Annotated in this window: 14 protein-coding genes and 1 tRNA gene; 2 read left to right on the top strand and 13 right to left on the bottom strand. The window is 70.9% G+C overall.

Features of this window, described 5'->3' with window-relative positions:
- Positions 1-487 (top strand): transposase (locus tag M8316_RS20000; protein WP_250057728.1); only part of this gene is annotated, 487 nt, incomplete at its 5' end.
- Between the two features lie 468 nt (positions 488-955).
- On the opposite strand, the gene M8316_RS19995 is transcribed toward M8316_RS20000, so the two are convergent.
- Positions 956-2,169 (bottom strand): IS3 family transposase gene (locus tag M8316_RS19995; RefSeq protein WP_250057727.1). Its coding sequence is split into 2 segments (ribosomal slippage): positions 956-1,900 and positions 1,903-2,169, totalling 1,212 coding nucleotides; the frame shifts between segments, so codons are not numbered across the junction.
- A gap of 54 nt (positions 2,170-2,223) precedes the next feature.
- Here M8316_RS19995 and M8316_RS19990 point away from each other — a divergent pair.
- Positions 2,224-3,078: a tyrosine-type recombinase/integrase gene (locus M8316_RS19990; protein WP_250057726.1), complete on the top strand. Its 855-nt coding sequence runs from the start codon at positions 2,224-2,226 to the stop codon at positions 3,076-3,078.
- Between the two features lie 184 nt (positions 3,079-3,262).
- Here the strand turns inward: M8316_RS19990 and M8316_RS19985 are convergent.
- From M8316_RS19985 to M8316_RS19930, 12 genes are all read right to left on the bottom strand, one after another.
- Positions 3,263-3,335: transfer RNA gene (locus M8316_RS19985), tRNA-Arg, on the bottom strand.
- Positions 3,336-3,847: 512 nt separating this feature from the next.
- Entirely contained in the window at positions 3,848-5,116 is a 1,269-nt protein-coding gene (locus tag M8316_RS19980; protein ID WP_250057725.1) for an LLM class flavin-dependent oxidoreductase, read from the bottom strand.
- 21 nt (positions 5,117-5,137) lie between these two features.
- A complete protein-coding gene (locus tag M8316_RS19975; RefSeq protein ID WP_250057724.1) occupies positions 5,138-6,004 on the bottom strand; it encodes an LLM class flavin-dependent oxidoreductase in 867 nt (288 codons plus the stop codon).
- Positions 6,001-6,831 carry an alpha/beta fold hydrolase gene (locus M8316_RS19970; protein ID WP_250057723.1) on the bottom strand — a complete coding sequence of 277 codons (831 nt, stop codon included), beginning with the start codon at positions 6,829-6,831 and terminating at the stop codon, positions 6,001-6,003. Before M8316_RS19970 ends, M8316_RS19975 begins: the two co-directional genes overlap by 4 nt.
- Before the next feature lie 39 nt (positions 6,832-6,870).
- Complete coding sequence (locus tag M8316_RS19965) at positions 6,871-8,181, bottom strand: NtaA/DmoA family FMN-dependent monooxygenase (protein WP_250057722.1); 1,311 nt, start codon at positions 8,179-8,181, stop codon at positions 6,871-6,873.
- Between the two features lie 147 nt (positions 8,182-8,328).
- A complete protein-coding gene (locus M8316_RS19960) occupies positions 8,329-9,906 on the bottom strand; it encodes a sugar ABC transporter ATP-binding protein (RefSeq protein ID WP_250057720.1) in 1,578 nt (525 codons plus the stop codon).
- Positions 9,903-10,916, bottom strand: a complete 1,014-nt coding sequence (locus M8316_RS19955; RefSeq protein ID WP_250057719.1) for an ABC transporter permease — start codon at positions 10,914-10,916, stop codon at positions 9,903-9,905. Before M8316_RS19955 ends, M8316_RS19960 begins: the two co-directional genes overlap by 4 nt.
- 120 nt (positions 10,917-11,036) lie before the next feature.
- Positions 11,037-12,182 carry a sugar ABC transporter substrate-binding protein gene (locus tag M8316_RS19950; protein WP_250057718.1) on the bottom strand — a complete coding sequence of 382 codons (1,146 nt, stop codon included), beginning with the start codon at positions 12,180-12,182 and terminating at the stop codon, positions 11,037-11,039.
- Positions 12,183-12,600: 418 nt separating this feature from the next.
- Positions 12,601-13,341, bottom strand: a complete 741-nt coding sequence (locus M8316_RS19945; protein ID WP_250057717.1) for a GntR family transcriptional regulator — start codon at positions 13,339-13,341, stop codon at positions 12,601-12,603.
- Positions 13,342-13,596: 255 nt separating this feature from the next.
- Positions 13,597-14,088, bottom strand: a complete 492-nt coding sequence (locus tag M8316_RS19940; RefSeq protein ID WP_250057716.1) for a flavin reductase family protein — start codon at positions 14,086-14,088, stop codon at positions 13,597-13,599.
- Positions 14,085-14,591, bottom strand: coding sequence for an NAD(P)H-dependent oxidoreductase (locus M8316_RS19935; RefSeq protein ID WP_250057715.1), 507 nt, complete (start codon positions 14,589-14,591; stop codon positions 14,085-14,087). The genes M8316_RS19940 and M8316_RS19935 overlap by 4 nt, the downstream gene beginning before the upstream one ends.
- Positions 14,592-14,898: 307 nt before the next feature.
- Positions 14,899-16,074: a saccharopine dehydrogenase family protein gene (locus M8316_RS19930; protein WP_250057714.1), complete on the bottom strand. Its 1,176-nt coding sequence runs from the start codon at positions 16,072-16,074 to the stop codon at positions 14,899-14,901.
- Positions 16,075-16,165: the final 91 nt, after the last annotated feature.

Raw genomic sequence — 16,165 nt, 5'->3', positions numbered from 1 at the left:
CGACTCCGCAACCGCGGCATCGACTCACTTCCCAGCGTTCGCACGCAGAAGACGGCAGACTGACACCACGCACCGGTGGCCCCATTTTCGACCGCCGGAACGGCTCCACTTTCGAGCGTCGTCGACAGATCCCGCCTGGGAGGTCACCATCGCCTGGCGCTGCTACCAGCAGCTCCGCGCGATCTACCACGCCCCCAGCCCGACGGCGGGGCGCAGACTGGCCGAGAAGATCATCGCGTCCTTCCCCTCCTGTCCCATCCCAGAGGTCGCACGCCTGGGCCGGACCCTGCGAGCGTGGCGTCCCCAGATCCTGGCCTACTTCACCACCGGCGGCGTCAGCAACGGCGGCACCGAAGCGATCAACCTCATCATCGAGAAGACCCGCCGACTCGCCCACGGCTTCCGCAACTTCGACCACTACCGGCTACGCATCCTCCTCGCCGCAGCCGGAGACAGGCCCTACCGACAAGCACCTACCCACGCTTAGATCCGAAGAGCCTTCAATCCGAGCCCGGCGAGGTGTCGCGTGACAGTGCGCCGAGAGATGTAGGTCCCTTCTGTCGCCAGCTCATGGGTGATTCGGGAGCCAGACCACTTCTGCTCGCGGCGCATGCCCTCGATTGGGACAGCTGAAGGTCTGGTTGTCACTCGTGGTGAATGGTGTCAGGCCACGTCAGCGCGATGATCGAGGTCATCTCGAGTTCCGTCGCCCGCGAGCGACCGCCCCCGACACGATGAGGAACGCCGCGGCTCCGAGAAGTACGACTCCGATGTAGAGGAACATGTCGTCTTGGACACGGTTGTTCACCGAGTAGGTGCCGATCGCAAGAAGCACGAGTCCTAGAGTGGCTGAGCCGAAGCCACGGAAAGGGCTGCCCTCAGACGGTGGCGATTGCATGGTCTGAGTGTCGCAGGGTCTGCCCCCGGTCTGGTTGATACTCGGTGCTTGCGGTAGTCAGGCCGCTTCTGCGGTGGTGTAGATCATCTCAAACTCGATCGGGGTGAGCTTGCCGAGGGCACGTTGGCGTCGTCGTCGGTTGTACTTGGTCTCGATCCAGGTGACGATCGCGAGGCGGAGGTCCTCGAGGGTGTCCCAGCGTTGGGTGTTGAGCACGTTCTTCTGCAGCAGGGAGAAGAAGCTCTCCATGCTGGCGTTGTCCCCGGCTCCGTAGGAGCGGCCCATCGAGCCGACCAGGCCGTTGTTCACCAGGAGCCGTTGGGTGCGCTTGGCTCGAAATTGACCGCCTCGGTCCGAGTGACACACCGTCCCAGCGGGTGAGCGCAGGGCGATGGCGTTCCTCATCGCCGCCCGGTCCAGGGAGGACTTCATTCGTGAGTCGATGGAGTAGCCCACGATCTTGTTGGAGAAGACGTCCTTGATCGCGCAGATGTAGATCTTTCCTTCCCGTGTGGGGTGTTCCGAGATGTCCCACAGCCACACGTTGTTCGGGGCGTCGGCGATGAACTCGTGGCGGACCACGCCGTGCTCGTCGACCACGGCCAGGAGGTCGTCGTGGGGCGCGGGGCCGGTGGAACCCGTCTTGCTGCGCTTCTTGTGGTGCGACGCGGTGATCCCGGCGATCCGGCACAGCCGGTGCACACGGTTCTCCCCGACGGTGATGCCGTGCTCGAGGTCGAGCTCGTCGGTGAGGAACCGGTAGCCCAGCGTGGCGTCGTCGGCATAGATGTCGTAGAGGATGTCGTAGAGGATGTCGTAGAGGATGTCGATGAGGTGGGCGTCGTCCCAGTCCCGCCGGCACACCGGGTCTTTGAGCCACTTGTAGTACCCCTGGGTCGAGAGCCCCAGGACCCTGCACGCCACCGCGACCGGCACCCTGATGCGGGCACCGGTCGCGGCCATCTCACGGACGAGCGGGAAGACTATTTTCCCTGCAGGTTCGCCTGGGACAGGTAGGCAGCCGCGCGACGCAGGACCTCGTTCTCCTGCTCCAGGAGCCGGATCCGCTTCTTCGCGTCGCGCAGCTCGGCATGGTCGGCGTCGGTCAGACCGGGACGGTGACCGTCCTCGATGTCGGCCTTCTTCATCCAGTTCGCCAGCGAACCTTCAGAGATGCCGAAGTCTTTCGCGATCTGAGGCAGCGGAGCCTGGCCCTTGCGGGCCACGGCCACGACGTCGTCGCGGAACTCCTTGGGATAGGGCTTTGCCACGGGGACATCCTTCCAGCGAGGCAGATCCTCACAGGTCAAGGTGTCATCAGGCATGTGGTCAGTGAGCTAGCCACCAACTTGGACGGCAGCAAAGCCGCCTCGACTACGAGTGCCCGTCGCCGAGCCGTACTGCACGGGTGCCTGCAGGCCGCAGTCCACGAGGGACTCCTGCCGGAGAATCCACTCGTCCGGGTCCCCCGAACCCGCAAGACCCGCCATGCTGCTGTCGACCGCAGAGTGGTGATCAACCCTGATCAGGCTCGCGCCATTCTCGACGCTGTTCGACGAGTCTCACCTGAGCTCGAGTCGTACTTCGCCTGCCTCTACTACGCCGGGCTGCGACCCGCGGAGGCGCGGAACCTCCGCCTGGTCAACTGCCACCTCCCGAGCGCGGGCTGGGGTCGCCTGACTCTGACAGGCTCCTACCAGTCCGTAGGAGGTGCCTTCACTGACGGTGGCGTCTCCGGTGAGGAGCGGGAGCTCAAGCATCGCGATCCGGCTGAGAGCAGAGAGGTCCCGGCACACCCCCAGCTCGTCCAGGCCCTACGGCGCCATGTCCAGGAGTTCACGCGTAGCAGCGACGGGCGCCTGTTCGTCAACCGGACTGGGACTTCAGGCGTCCCACTCCCGCCCCCGCACGAGTCCCCCGTGTCGATGAGCACCGTCTACCGCGCCTGGCACCGAGCCCGAGCAGAGGCCCTCGGCACTAGCGACTCCTTCCTCGCGCGCCGCCCCTACGACCTGCGGCACGCCGCTGTGTCGACCTGGCTCAACGCTGGAGTACCCGCAGCCCAAGTCGCCGACTGGGCCGGCCACACGGTCGCCGTTCTCCTGACCGTCTACGCCAAGTGCATCGACGGCGAGCAAGATGCCGCCCTCAAGCGCATCGAGCAGGCCACTGCTCGCTAGTTCTTCGGAGGCATTCATGCCCGGTTGGCGGCGACTGCTTGCCGCGGTCCGTGCGGAATACGTGCAGAAGTTCTGAACTGATCACTCACGCCGAGCACCGTCCGATAGACGAGTCGACGTCGATCGCACTGCTGCCGGCGACATCGCTGCAGGTCAGGGCCAGGGTCTACGTAGGTCACCTAGGTGCCCCAGGTAGGAGTCGAACCTACGACCTTTCGCTTAGGAGGCGGCTGCTCTATCCACTGAGCTACTGGGGCGCGGCCCCGCAGGGCCGGACCCATCTTGGCAGGTGGGGAGCCGCTGACCCGAACCGGCTCGGGGCAGCGCGGTCAGGGCGGAAAAGCGGCGCCGCGTCCGGCGGGTCCGTGGCGGACCTGCCGGACGCGGAGCGTTCCGGGCGACACCGTTGGCGCCGGCACGTCGCGGTGCCCACCTCCCGGTCGACCGACGGTTGCTGCGTGAGAACCGGTGGACGGCGTCGGGGCCCTGCGTGAGGGCCCGGTGGCCACGTCTGCGACACCTGTTCGATGCCCCGCATCGGTACTGGTCAATCCCACCCGACCGGGTAGCGGACGCATTCAGTCCGTGATCTGGGGCACAGGCAGGTGCCCACGTGGGAGACCCCCGACCGTCGGTCCTGCCGGAACCCGACGATCGGAGGCGCTGTGGGGGGGGTGGGCGGGGTGGACGTCGGGGGCGAAGCGAGTCCACCCCGCCACGGGAGCCGCGCGGCAGTCAGGGGTGGTGAGGGCCGCGCGGCAGCCAGGGGTCAGGCGCCCGTGAGGCGCCCTCGGAAGGTGCCGGGCGCGGCGACCGGGCCGCCGTCGCGCACCGGACGCTCGAACAGCCCGCGCGACTCCAGCTCGGGGACGAGGCCGTCGAGCACCTCGTCCAGGTAGCGACGCGTGATGATGCCGCCACCACCGTGGAAGAGCAGGAACCCGTCGCCGCCCACCTCCTCCATCGCCGCCTCCATCTGGTCGGCGACGGTGGCGGGGCTGCCGCACAGGTCGAGCGAGGTGGACTCGCCGGAGTTGCCGAGCACCTCGCGCAGCGAGGAGTCCTTGGTGAGCCGCTTGAACGTGTCGAGGATCGACTGCGCACCGTTGGTGGTGGCGTCCTCCGGCACGGGCTCGTCCTCGTCGAACTTCGAGAAGTCGATCTCGGAGATGTTGGAGAGCTGCACGATGCGCCGCAGGTAGTTGTCGGTCGCGTCGGAGTACATGCGGGCCCGCTTGGCCTGCGCCTCCTCGTCGGTCTCGCCCAGGATCGGTGTCACCATGTAGAGGACGCGGCAGCGGTCCGGGTCTCCCCCGCTCTCCGCGATGCGCGAGCGGATGCCGTCGCGGTAGGCCTTCATCGCCTCGACGCCGACCGGCACCGAGACGATCAGGTCGGCCCACTCCGCGGCGAAGTCCATGCCCGCCTTCGAGCCACCGGCCTGGCACAGCACCGGCCGATCCTGCACCGGCATCGGCGAGCCCGGCGAGACCACCTGGTGGAAGCGTCCGTCGTGGGCGACCGCACCCTGCCAGGCGGAGGTGACGACGTCGAGGTACTCGTGGGCCCGGGCGTAGCGCTCGTCGTGCTCCCACAGCTTCTCCAGCCCGACGTTCTGCGCGGCGAGGTCCTCGAAGGAGGTGACGATGTTCCAGCCGGCGCGACCGTTGCTCAGCTCGTCGAGCGAGGCCTGCAGCCGCGCGAGCCGCTCCGGCGGGTACAGGCTGGTCGACATCGTGGTGACGATGCCCAGCCGGTCGGTGGCCTGCGCGATCGCGGCGGCCAGGGGCAGCGGGTCGTGCTTGGGCGACTTCACGGTGGCCATGAACTCGGCGGTCATGTCGCCGCCGTAGTTCTCGGGCACGACCGAGGAGTCCTCGAGCATGATGAAGTCGATGCCGGCCCGGTCGAGCGTGCGGGCCATGTCCACGTAGAACTGGCCGTCCTGCCAGGCCGCGGGCTGGCCACCGTTGAACGGGCGGTTCCAGCCGGTCGGCATGTAGTTGACGAACCAGCCGAGGGTGAGCGGCTTGCTCATGGTGATGTCTCCTCGACGTTCTCAGGCGGTGGGGACGGCGGCGGGCGCGCCCGCCCCGGTGAGGCGGTCGCGCAGCAGACCACCGCGGGGCATCTCGGCCAGGTCGGCCAGCGGACCGTGCAGCCAGGCGGCGGAGTCGCTGCCGTAGGCCACGTCCCGCACGGCGTAGCCGTCGGCGGTGGTCGCCGGCAGGCTCGCGTCGGAGTCGCCGCCGACCGCCAGCAGCACCGTCGCGGTGTGCTCGCGGGCGGCGGCCACGTGCGCCTCGTCCGTGACGACGAGGACGTCGACGCCGGCCGGCACGTCCGCCCCGGGGGCGAAGCAGGCCAGCAGGGTCGGGCGACCCTGCGGCCCGGGCGGCGCGTTCAGCGGGCCGCGGCTGGCGAAGTAGGGGCCCCGGTGGTCGGGCACGTGCACCTTGCCGGCGTCCACGTACCGGCCGGTGGCCACGTCGGCGACGATCGCCCCCTCCTCCCACGAGCCCCACAGGGCCTCGGTGGCGGCGAGGTAGTCGGCTCGGGCCGCGACCAGCTCTGCCTCGGCGGCGTCGTAGGGCGTCCAACGGCCGGAGTCGTCGCCCGAGCGGCCGGTGGGGGCGGTGGTGTCGAGGAACCAGCCGGCCCGGCCGCGGCTCAGCGCGTCCAGGGTGTTGAGCGCGCGGGCCGCCAGGAACGGCGGCTGCACCCACGGGGAGAGCGAGGCGACGAGCCCGATGCGGGTGGCCGTGCGCGTGGTGAACCCGGCGAGCAGGACCGGGTCCACGGACCCGTCCCCGGGCAGGACGACGGCGTCCACGCCCGCGGCGTCGAGCTCCAGGACGAGGCGGCCCAGGCGGGCCGTGGAGTCGGTGGTGGCGAACCAGACGACGAGCGGCGCGGTGCTGGTCACGACGCCTCCTGGAGGGCGACGACCTGGAGGAAGGTGTGGAAGGGGCGCACCACCTGGTCGGGGTCCTGGTCCAGGACGTACCCGCCGGCCGCGAGCTCGCGGTACTGGATGCCGGGCCGGGCCGAGACGGTGCCGTCGACGTAGGGCGCCAGCACGTCGTGCCGCCCGCACAGGAGCAGGGTGGGCAGCGAGGTCGCCGCCAGCCGCGCGACCAGGTCGGTGCGGAACACGGCCAGGTACGCCTCGTGCCAGCGGGCGCCGGCCCGCAGCTTGTCGACGACCTCGCGGTGCTGGAGCTCGACCGACGGTGCGCACGTGGTGTCCGGGCCGTCGATCGTGCCCACCTGCTGCCAGGCGTCGACCAGGTGACCGCCACCGGGGCGGACCTCCATCCCCCGCACGGCCTCGTGCCAGGCCAGCCGTTCCTCGGTGCTCATCCCGAGTGCGCCCACCATCGTCAGCGAGCGCACCCGCTCCGGGTGCGCCGCGGCCAGGCAGATGGCCACGGCGCCCCCGGTGTGGTGCCCGAGCACGTCGACCTCGTCGAGGCCGAGCGCGTCGAGCACGGCGACCATGTCGCCCGCCCACACGTCCAGGTCGTAGTCCTCCGGCGGGGTGAAGGACATGCCGAAGCCCGGGGTGTCCGGCGCGAGGAGGGTGAACTCCTCGGCACCCTCCGCTGCCAGGAACCGCTGCGCGAACGCCTCGAACATGACGCCCGAGGCGGCCGTCTGGTGCAGCAGCAGGACGGCCCGGGGGCCCTCCCCCGCGCGGCGCAGGTGGACCTGGCCGCGAGGGGTGTCGACGTAGGAGCGGTGCATCGTCATGGGGTCGTCAACCTTCGGTGTGGGCGGGGAGGGCGGTGCTCAGAAGGAGCGGAGGTTCTCGACGAGCGTGTCGTGGCTGTACTGCGTGCGCAGCAGGCCGCGCTTCTGCAGGACGGGGGCCACGCCGTCGGTCATCTCGGCGACGGACTCACGGCTGATCGGCTGGCCGTAGATGAGGAAGCCGTCGCCGCCGACCTCCTCCATGAACTCCTCCATCTGCGAGGCGATGGCGTCGGGGGTGCCGACCATCTCGGTGGTCTGCACGCGCATGCCGGAGAAGCCCTCGCGGATGGTCCTGCCGTCCAGCTGCTTGCGCCACTCGACCAGCTGGCTCTGGTGACCGTTGGTGGAGATGTCCTCCGGGATCGGCTGGTCCGGGTCGAACTGCGACATGTCGAGCTCCATGGTGGCCGCCATGTGGGTCATCTGGACCTCGAAGTTGTGCTGCTTGCGGGCGTACCACTCCTCGTTCTTCGCCTCGGCCTCGGCCTTGGTCCGGCCGATGATCGGGTAGATGACGGGGAAGACCTTGATGTCGTCGGGGTTGCGGCCGAACGTCGCGGCGCGGGCACGGATGTCGTCGCGGTACTCCTTGGCCCGCTCGATGCCCGAGGGGATGCAGAGGATGACGTCGGCGTTCGCGGCGGCGAAGTCGCGACCGCGCGGCGAGCCGCCGGCCTGGCAGATGGCGGGGCGGCCGTTCGGGCCGGCCGGCAGGTTCAGCGGGCCACGGGACTTGAAGTACTCGCCCTCGTGGTGGATCGGGTTCACCTGGTTGAAGTCGGCGTAGTAGCCGGACTCGGCGTCGGCCAGGATCGCGTCGTTGGAGAACGAGCCCCACAGCTTCTTGACGACGTCCATGAACTCGGAGGCGATGTCGTAGCGCTTGTCGTGCTCGGGGAGCTTGTCCATGCCGTAGTTCTGCGCGGCGCGGTCCTCGGAGGAGGTGACGACGTTCCAGCCGATGCGACCGCCGGAGAGGTTGTTCAGCGTCGCGAACTGACGGGCCAGCTGGTACGGGTGGTAGAAGGTCGTCGACGCCGTGGCGATGACGCCCATGTGCTCGGTGACCTCGAGCAGCGCGGCCGCGGCGGCCACCGGGTCCATCTTCGGGGCGTAGCGAGCGTGCTTGAGCTCGATCTCCGCGGTGCCCTGGTAGATGTCGGAGACCATCAGGGAGTCCTCGATCATGAGGAAGTCGAACCCGGCGCGCTCCAGGTTGCGGACCATGTCCTTGTAGAAGCGCAGGTTGAAGTAGTTCTTCGTGGAGTCGTAGCCCGAGTACGGGGTCTTCCACTCCGGGGCGGCGAGGTTGCCGAACCAGCCAAGACGGAACGGGTCGATGGCCATGGTGAGTCCTCTCTTGCCGGCGACGGCGCCGGGTGCGGTGCAGGTGCTGCTGGGGTGCGGGTCAGGGGTGGTGCTGCTGGGTGCTGCTGGGTTGCTGCTGGGTTGCTGCGGGGGGATTCAGGCAGGGGGACGGGGCGGGGAGCCCCGTCAGGCGGCTCCCTCGGTCGCCGACGCGGTGACGGCGGCGTGGTCGAGCTCGCTCGCGGCGAGCAGCGACTCCTCGGTGAGGTCGGCGCCGGAGAGCTCCGCGACGATCCGGCCCTCGTGCAGCACGAGGACGCGGTGGCAGATGGCGGCGAGCATCTCGTGCTCGCCGGAGAAGACCAGGACGGCCGAGCCGCTGCTCGCGGCGTCCATGGCGCGGCCCAGGAGGTCCTTCGCGGCGCCCGGGTCCACGCCCTGGGTCGGCTCGTCGAGCAGCAGGACCTGCGGGTCCAGCTGCATCCACTTGCCGAAGACGATCTTCTGCTGGTTGCCGCCGGAGAAGCCGCCGAGGGGGCGCTCGGGGTCGTGCGGGTGCACGCCCACGCCGGCCATGAGCTCCTCGGCCTTCGCCCGGATCAGGCTGTTGCTCACGCTGCCGCGCTTGCGCAGCTGCGGGACGACGGGGAGCGTGATGTTCTCCTCGGCCGAGCCGGCGACCCAGATGCCGTCGCGCAGCCGGTTGCCGGGCACCAGGACCATGCCGGCGTCGATGACCCGCGACGGCGTGGCGCCCGTGAGGTCCGCGCCGTCGACGAGCACGGTGCCGGACACGGTCTCGGTGGCGCCGCCGAGCAGGTTGGCCAGCTCCTCCTGGCCCATGCCGGCCAGGCCGGTGAAGCCGACGACCTCGCCGGCGGCCACGTGGAAGGTGGCGTCGCGGACGACGGGGCCGGTGAGGGCGTCCACCGCGACCCGGACCTCGCCCGGGGTGACGTTCGGCGGGTCGGGGTAGAACTCGTCCATCCGACGGCCGAGCATCGCCGCGACGATCTCGGCGCGGTCGGTGTCCTCGATCCGGGTCTCCAGGACGTCGCGGCCGGCGCGCATCACGGTGGCGCGGTCGCAGACCTCCATCACCTCGGCGAGGCGGTGGCTGATGAAGATGACGGCGCTGCCGAGGTCGGCCACGGTGCGCATCAGCGTCAGCAGCCGGTCGGCCTCCGGCTTGGGCAGCGCCGCCGTGGGCTCGTCCAGGATGAACAGCTGGCCGGCCGCGTCGTCGGGCATGAGGCGCATGGCCCGGACGACGGCGACCAGCGCCCGCTCGGACGGGCTGAGCGTCGAGACCTTGGCGTCGAGGTCGAAGTGGAAGCCGACCCGGTCCATCAGCTCGGTGTAGATCCTGCGCTCGCGCCGGTTGTTGACCGGCAGCAGCAGCCTGGTGCCGTAGCGGGCGTTGGCGCCGAGGTTCTCGAGCACCGTCATCTCGTCGACCAGGCCGATGTCCTGGTGGATGACGGCGATGCCGTGCTCGTGGGCGGCCTCGACCGGGAGGTGGACCTGGCGGTCGTAGACCTCGACCGTGCCGGAGTCGGGGCCGATGACCCCGGTCAGGGACTTCACGAGGGTGGACTTGCCGCAGCCGTTCTGGCCGAGCAGGGCGTGGACCTCGCCGACCCGGACCGTGAGGTCGAGGTGCTCGAGGGCGACGGCGCCGCCGTAGGTCTTGCGCAGGGAGCGGACCTTCAGCGCCGGGGCCGGGCCGGCCTGCTCCACGGGGAGGCGGGTCGCGGTGCTCACTTGGCACCACCGGCGCGGCGACGTCCGGCGATCTTCGCGGCGGCGACCGAGAGCATCAGCGCGAGGCCGTAGAAGAGGTTGGTCACCCAGGTCTCGGCGCCGAGGATCTGCAGCGCGGTGATGCCGACGGTGAGCAGGTAGAGGGCAGCGATGGTGCCCCAGGCGTTGAAGCGGCCGACGGTGATGGCGGTGGAGCCGAGGAACGCGGCGGCGAACGGCTGGAGCATGTACTGGCCGCCGGCCGAGGGGTCGACCGCGCCGAAGTAGCCGAAGAAGCAGACGCCGAGGAACGCGGCGAGCAGGCCCGAGACCACGTAGGCGCCGGTGCGGATGCGGTTGACCGGGATGCCGGCGAGGGTGGCGGCGTTGCGGTTGCCACCGATGAAGAGCGAGTACCGGCCCAGCGGGGTGCGCTGGTAGACGTACCAGAGCACGATCACGAGGATCCACGCGTACCAGGTGATCAGGGGGATGCCGGCGATCTGGGAGCGGGAGAAGTTGATGAACCCGTCCGAGGCGCCGGCCACGATGCGGCTGTCGGTGATGAGGTAGCTCAGGCCGGCGAGCGCCGTGTAGGAGCCGAGGGTGGCGACGAAGGAGTCGACGCCGATCCGCACCACCAGCAGGGCGTTGACCAGGCCGACGCAGGCGCCGAGCGCCAGCGCCAGCGGGATGGCCACGGCCGGCGAGGTGCCGTTGGTGGTGAGCTGGCCGATGACGGCGGCCGAGGCGACCATCGTCTGCGAGATCGAGAGGTCGAAGTCGCCCATGCGCAGCACCACGGTGGCGGTGAGGGCGAGGAGGAGCACCAGCGACTGCGCGTTCAGCATGGTGGTGAACAGCGAGGCGGTGCGGAACTGCGGGATCGTGGCCATGCAGACGGCGACGAGGACGACGAGGGCGCCGACGAGCGCCCACTTCTCGAACAGGCCGCTGACGTCGGTCTTGCGACGGGCGGCGCTCTTCTCCGGCGTGCCGGAGCCGGCGGGCGCGGTGGTGGACGTGGCCATGGGTGGCTCTCCTCGGGAGGGGCGGGGCGCTGCTGGGAGGTGGTGCCCGCGACGCGGGAGCGGGACGGACCGCCCGCCCCCGCGTCAGGGAGTGCTGCTGGTGCTTCTGGGGGCTGCTGGTCAGCCGTTCCAGGCCTCGGTGAAGGCGGACTGGAAGTCGACGTACGCGGGCCAGATGTCCTCGGTCGAGCCGTCGCCGACGGTCTCGGAGTCGATGATCCGGGTCGGGATCACGTAGCCGGGGGCGTCCTCACCGGTCATCGCGCGGAGCAGGTCGTCGACCGAGAGCCAGCCGAGCCAGTCGGTCGGCGGGGTGCCGACGGTGACGTCCTGGGTGCCGTCGAGGACCCAGGCGATGTTGGCCTCCAGGCCGTCACGGGAGATGACCTTGGCGTCCGAGCCGGCGGCCGCGATCACGGGGGTCACGTAGGTGACGGCGGAGTCCCACACCGGGATCACGTAGTTGGTGTCGGGGTTCTTCTGCAGGGAGGACTGCAGCTGGGCGCCGACGTCCGTGGCCGCGTTGGCCAGGTCGATGTCGAGCATGTCGACGTTGCAGTCGGAGCACTCGGCCTTGATCTCGGCCTCGGCGGCGGTGGCCATGAGGTCCCACACCTTGATGGCGGAGGAGTAGATGATCGAGATGGTGGCGTCGCAACCGGAGTCGGCGAGCGCCCAGTCGGCCATCGTCGCGCCGTCGGCGGAGAAGTCCGAGGTCAGGTTGCCGTAGAGACCCTCGGCGAGCTCGTCGTCGGGGTCGGAGTTCAGCGTGTTCTGCACCGGGATGCCGGCGGCGTCGGCGTCGGCCAGGGCCGAGGAGACCACCGAGGGGTCGATGCCGACGAGGATGATGCCGGCCGCGCCCTGGGCGATGGCCTGCTCGATGCCCTCGTTGTAGCGGTTGGTGGAGCCCTGGCCGTCGTAGGACTTCACGGAGACGCCGGCGGCGTCCGCGGCCTCCTCGACACCGGCCAGCATGTCGGAGCTGAACTGGTTCATGGTGACGGTGATGAACCAGATGGTCTCGCCGGAGACGGCGTCCAGGTCGATCGGGCTGTCCGGGGCGAGCAGGTCCACCTCGGCGGAGGCGGCCTCGACCTTGGGCTGCACCGAGTCGACGCAGGACTGCTGGGCGTCGGTCAGGTCGGCGGTGCTGGCGCTGCTCGAGTCGTCACTGGCTTCGGTGGCGCTCGTGCAGGCGGTCATCGACAGGGCGAGCGCGGTGGCCGCGGCGGCCAGGGCGATCGTGGTGCGACGGGGCTTCATGTGGTCTCCGTGTGGGTCAGGGGTGAGAGCGGGGAGCAGGCCCTCCCGAGCGGTGAGGTGAAGTCCAGTCGGTTGCGGTTTCCCTCCCGTGCCGCCGCCATTCAGCGTTCATTGCGCCCGGTTTCGGGCGGCGTGGTCACGGCGTAATACGCCGTTTCGGCCCCGCTCCCCCGCCTGCGGAGGGCCTCGGGTCACGGCGGACAAGGACGTGTGACCTGGCACGTGGGGCCATGTCCGCGCCCCGACGGGACGCTCGCGGGCCCTCCGGCCCCCTTGCGCCGGGACGCAGGGCCCCCGTGGCGCACCCGGTGCGGGGCAGGCGCGTCCCCGATGCGCACCTGGTGCGTGGCCGTCCGGAGGCCCGAGGGCCCCGCACCGGCCGGTGCGGGGCCCTCGAGGGAGGCGGCGGCGGACGGCGTCAGAGGCCGTGCGGCCCGCCGACCGGGAAGGAGACGCGGTCGGCGCGGTAGTGGCTGAAGGTGTACTCGTAGGGCACGCCGTCGGTGCCGTGCAGCACCTGCTCGCGCATGAGCACCGGCGCACCCTCGCGCAGGTCGAGCAGGCGGGCGGTGTCCGCGTCCACCGCGACGGCGTCCACCACCGTGTCGATGTGGCCGAGGTCGACGCCGAAGACGGAGCGGAAGGCGTCCGCCAGGCTCGGGCAGGTGGCCCAGCGCGCCGGCTGCTGGTAGCCGGGCCGGTAGTAGGCGATCCGCACGCCGATCGGCTCGACGCCGTGGGGGCGGACCCGCTCGAAGACGTGCTCGACCAGCCCCACGGACTCCGCGGTGATCTCGAGTCGCTTGCGGATGAGCGGGGTGGACGGGACGATCCGGTCGTCGGTGATGCGCACCATGAACCCGGCCGGCGCCTGCCACGGGAGGATGTCGTCGACGGGGACCTGGTAGTAGTCCTGCGCCACGCGGGTGCCGCTGCGGCGCTGACGGACCACGAGGCCCTCGGCCGCGAGCTGCTGGAGGGCGAGGCGGACGCTGGCGCGGGAGACGCCGAACGTCTTGATCAGGTGGTCCTCGACGAGCTGCTCGTCGTTGATGAGGAAGCCGGAGCGGATGAGGCTGCGCACGTGCTCGTAGGCACGGCGCACCTGGTTGGACGGGGCCGGTTCGCGATGCGAGGCCACGGAGAGCTGAGCGGGCACGGGGCACTCCTCCGGGGGGATGAAGACGGCCGGGGAAGCGACCGCTCCTCCACGGTAGGAAGACCCTGTTTCAAGCCCGTAACGCAGCACCACACGCGTCGTCTTTTAACGTGGCGTGCGTCACGGCAAGCGCCTGACCTGCCAAGACGCTCCCGACAGATGTCGGGTAGGAGTGGTCTCAGGCCGGCACGGGGGTGGTCGCCCGACCCGCGGGCACGACGCTGTGCCGCGGGTGCGGGGACGAGGGGGGCCGGGTCAGCCGGCGAGCGCGGCGAACGCCGAGCGGTGCCACACGAGGGGCGCGTGGTCGAAGTCCGAGCGCAGGTTGTGCACGCGCAGCACGATGATGTCGTGGTCGCCGGCCGGGTAGGTGTGCTCGACCGAGCACTCCATCCACACCGGGGCCTTCTCGAGCAGGATCGCACCCTCGTCCGTGGTGTGGGTCTCCAGACCGGCGAAGCGGTTGGACTTGTCCTTCGAGGCGAGCTGGCGGGTGCTCTCGGCGTGGGTCTCACCGAGGATGGAGACGCCGATCTTCTCGGCCTCGGCGAGGACCGGCCACGTGGTGGAGGTCTTCTGCACCGCGAACATCACCAGCGGCGGGTCCTGGGAGACACCGACGGTGAAGGACGAGGCGACGAGCACGGTCTGCTCACCGTCCACGACGGCGGCGAGAGCGGCGACGCCGCAGGGGAATCCGGAGAACGACGTGCGCAGCGCGGTGACGTCGCCGACGGCCTGCATCATGCGGGGACCTCCTGGTCGAGGGGAGCGAGGGCGTGGACGGTGGTCGACCAGCGCTCGACGAACGCCTCGAGGGCGCCGTCGGTCTCGTAGGCCTTGTCCAGCAGGTAGAGCGCTGCGGTGGGGCAGCTGGCACCGAGCTCGGCGAGCACGGGCTTGAGCGTGAGCTCGGGGGCCATGGCGTGGGCCGGGCCGGCGCCGAGCATGAGCGGGACGACGACCTTGCCGGCGAGGCCGGTGCCGCCGTCGAACTGGTCGAGGAAGCACTTGAGCAGGCCCGTGTAGGTGGCCTTGAAGGTCGGGGACGCGACGACCACGAGCGTGGCCTCGGCGATCTTCTCCTTCGCGGCGGCGACGGCCGGGTCGCCCCAGCCCAGCACGCCCGGCCCGATCTCGGCGACCTCGACCACGTCGGGCTCGTAGCCCAGGGCGGTCAGCAGGGCCTCGGCGGCGGCACGGGTGCGGGACTGCGGCTTCGGGTTGCCGATGACGGCGACGGCCTTCACGGGCTGCTCCCTTCAGGGTGCGACGGCGGGGATGCGCGTCAGGCCCTGCTGGGGTGGGGGCCCGGACGGCTGCGGCCACCTCTGTGACCACGACATCCATGGTGGCCGCTCGTTGTTAGACGCCGATTGCGCCGCCACCGTCACCTGTTAAGCCGTCGTGGCGCCGCCCCGGACGCCGCTCCCACCGCAGGCTGCGCGCCTCCGGCGCAGGTCAAGCCGCCGTCGTCCGCGCCCCCGCCGCAGGCATTACGCCGCTTCCCGCTCGCCCTCGGGCGCGGCGGGGCCGCCCCTCGAGGGCGTCACCGGGTCACGCCGGGACGGTCTCGAACCGGATGCCCAGGTCCTCCAGCCGGGCCAGCAGGTTCTCCCCCATCGCCTGCGCGGTGGTCAGGCTGCCGCCCTGCGTCGGGTTGTCGTCCAGGGCCAGGCACAGCCCGGCCGACGCCAGCATCCGCGCGGTCTCGGTGTAGCCCGGGTCCCCTCCGGACACACGGGAGTGCTGGACGCGGTCCTCGGACTCGGCCACCACGTCCACGGTGAACCAGGACCGCGCCCGCCGCTCCGCGGAGGGGCCGGAGCCGGCCGGCAACCGCCGCAGGAGCGCCTCGCGCAGGGGCGGCACCTGGGCCGCCACCGCGAGACCGGCGGCGCCGGCCGCGCCACCGGCGGCCCAGCGCAGCGTCTTCGTGCCGGCGTAGTGGCTGTAGGTGAACGCGGGCCCGTAGAGGTCGAGCGCGCGGGCGCTGCGGGCCACGACCTGCGGGTCGATGGTGGGCAGCGGCACCAGCCAGAAGCCCAGCAGCGGGTCGCGGTGCGGGCGACCGGCGGTGGCGCGGACGCGGCGCCCCGCCCCGCCCGCGGCGCGCTTCTCCATCGCCCGGCGACGCCCGGCGGCCTCCTTCATCTCCCGTGCGCGGGAGAAGGCGCCCAGGGCGGAGTGGAACGTGCCGCCGGAGAACTGGGCCGAGGCGCGGACGACGCCGCGCGCCTCCACCGGCCCGGTCGGCTGCAGGGCGCGCATCGCGTGCAGCACGCCGAGGTCGTGGGGCACGGAGTCGAAGCCGCAGGCGTGCACGATGCGGGCGCCGGTGCGCACGGCCGTGCTGTGGTGCCGCACGTACATGAGGTCGACGAACTCGGGCTCGCCGGTGAGGTCGACGTAGTCGGTGCCCGTCTCGGCGCACGCCGCCACGAGCGGCTCGCCGTGCTGGAGGTACGGCCCGACCGTGGTCACGACCACCTTCGCGCGGGAGACCAGCTCGGCGGTGGCCGCGGGGTCGGTGAGGTCGAGCTCGAGCAGCGGCAGCTCGGCCAGCTCGGGGCGGATGCCGGCGAGCCGGTCCCGCACCGCGGCCAGCTTGTCGGGGCTCCGGCCGGCGAGGGCCCAGCGCAGGCCCTCAGGGGCGTGCTCCGCCAGGTGGTCGGCCGTGAGGCCACCGGTGAAGCCGGTGGCGCCGATGAGCAGCAGGTCGAAGTCGGGCATGGTCGCATCGTGCCAGGGATGTGACGCCGCTCCCACCGCCCTCCGCCGGCCGCACCCCGGGCCCGGTCTCGCGACGGCCGTGGCCGGCCTC

Origin of the sequence: Nocardioides bruguierae (assembly GCF_023554635.1) — a bacterium.
GTDB classification, from domain to species: domain Bacteria; phylum Actinomycetota; class Actinomycetes; order Propionibacteriales; family Nocardioidaceae; genus Nocardioides; species Nocardioides bruguierae.
Note: the sequence above shows the minus strand (reverse complement) of the source record. Positions and strands in the feature narration are given on the sequence as shown.

Bases quoted from the DNA above. Each gene is read 5' to 3' on its own strand.
- M8316_RS19955 (WP_250057719.1), bottom strand. From the start codon at position 10,916: ATGGCCACGTCCACCACCGCGCCCGCCGGCTCCGGCACGCCGGAGAAG.
- M8316_RS19940 (WP_250057716.1), bottom strand. From the start codon at position 14,088: ATGATGCAGGCCGTCGGCGACGTCACCGCGCTGCGCACGTCGTTCTCC.
- M8316_RS19965 (WP_250057722.1), bottom strand. From the start codon at position 8,181: ATGGCCATCGACCCGTTCCGTCTTGGCTGGTTCGGCAACCTCGCCGCC.
- M8316_RS19970 (WP_250057723.1), bottom strand. From the start codon at position 6,831: ATGACGATGCACCGCTCCTACGTCGACACCCCTCGCGGCCAGGTCCAC.
- M8316_RS19950 (WP_250057718.1), bottom strand. From the start codon at position 12,182: ATGAAGCCCCGTCGCACCACGATCGCCCTGGCCGCCGCGGCCACCGCG.
- M8316_RS19930 (WP_250057714.1), bottom strand. From the start codon at position 16,074: ATGCCCGACTTCGACCTGCTGCTCATCGGCGCCACCGGCTTCACCGGT.
- M8316_RS19980 (WP_250057725.1), bottom strand. From the start codon at position 5,116: ATGAGCAAGCCGCTCACCCTCGGCTGGTTCGTCAACTACATGCCGACC.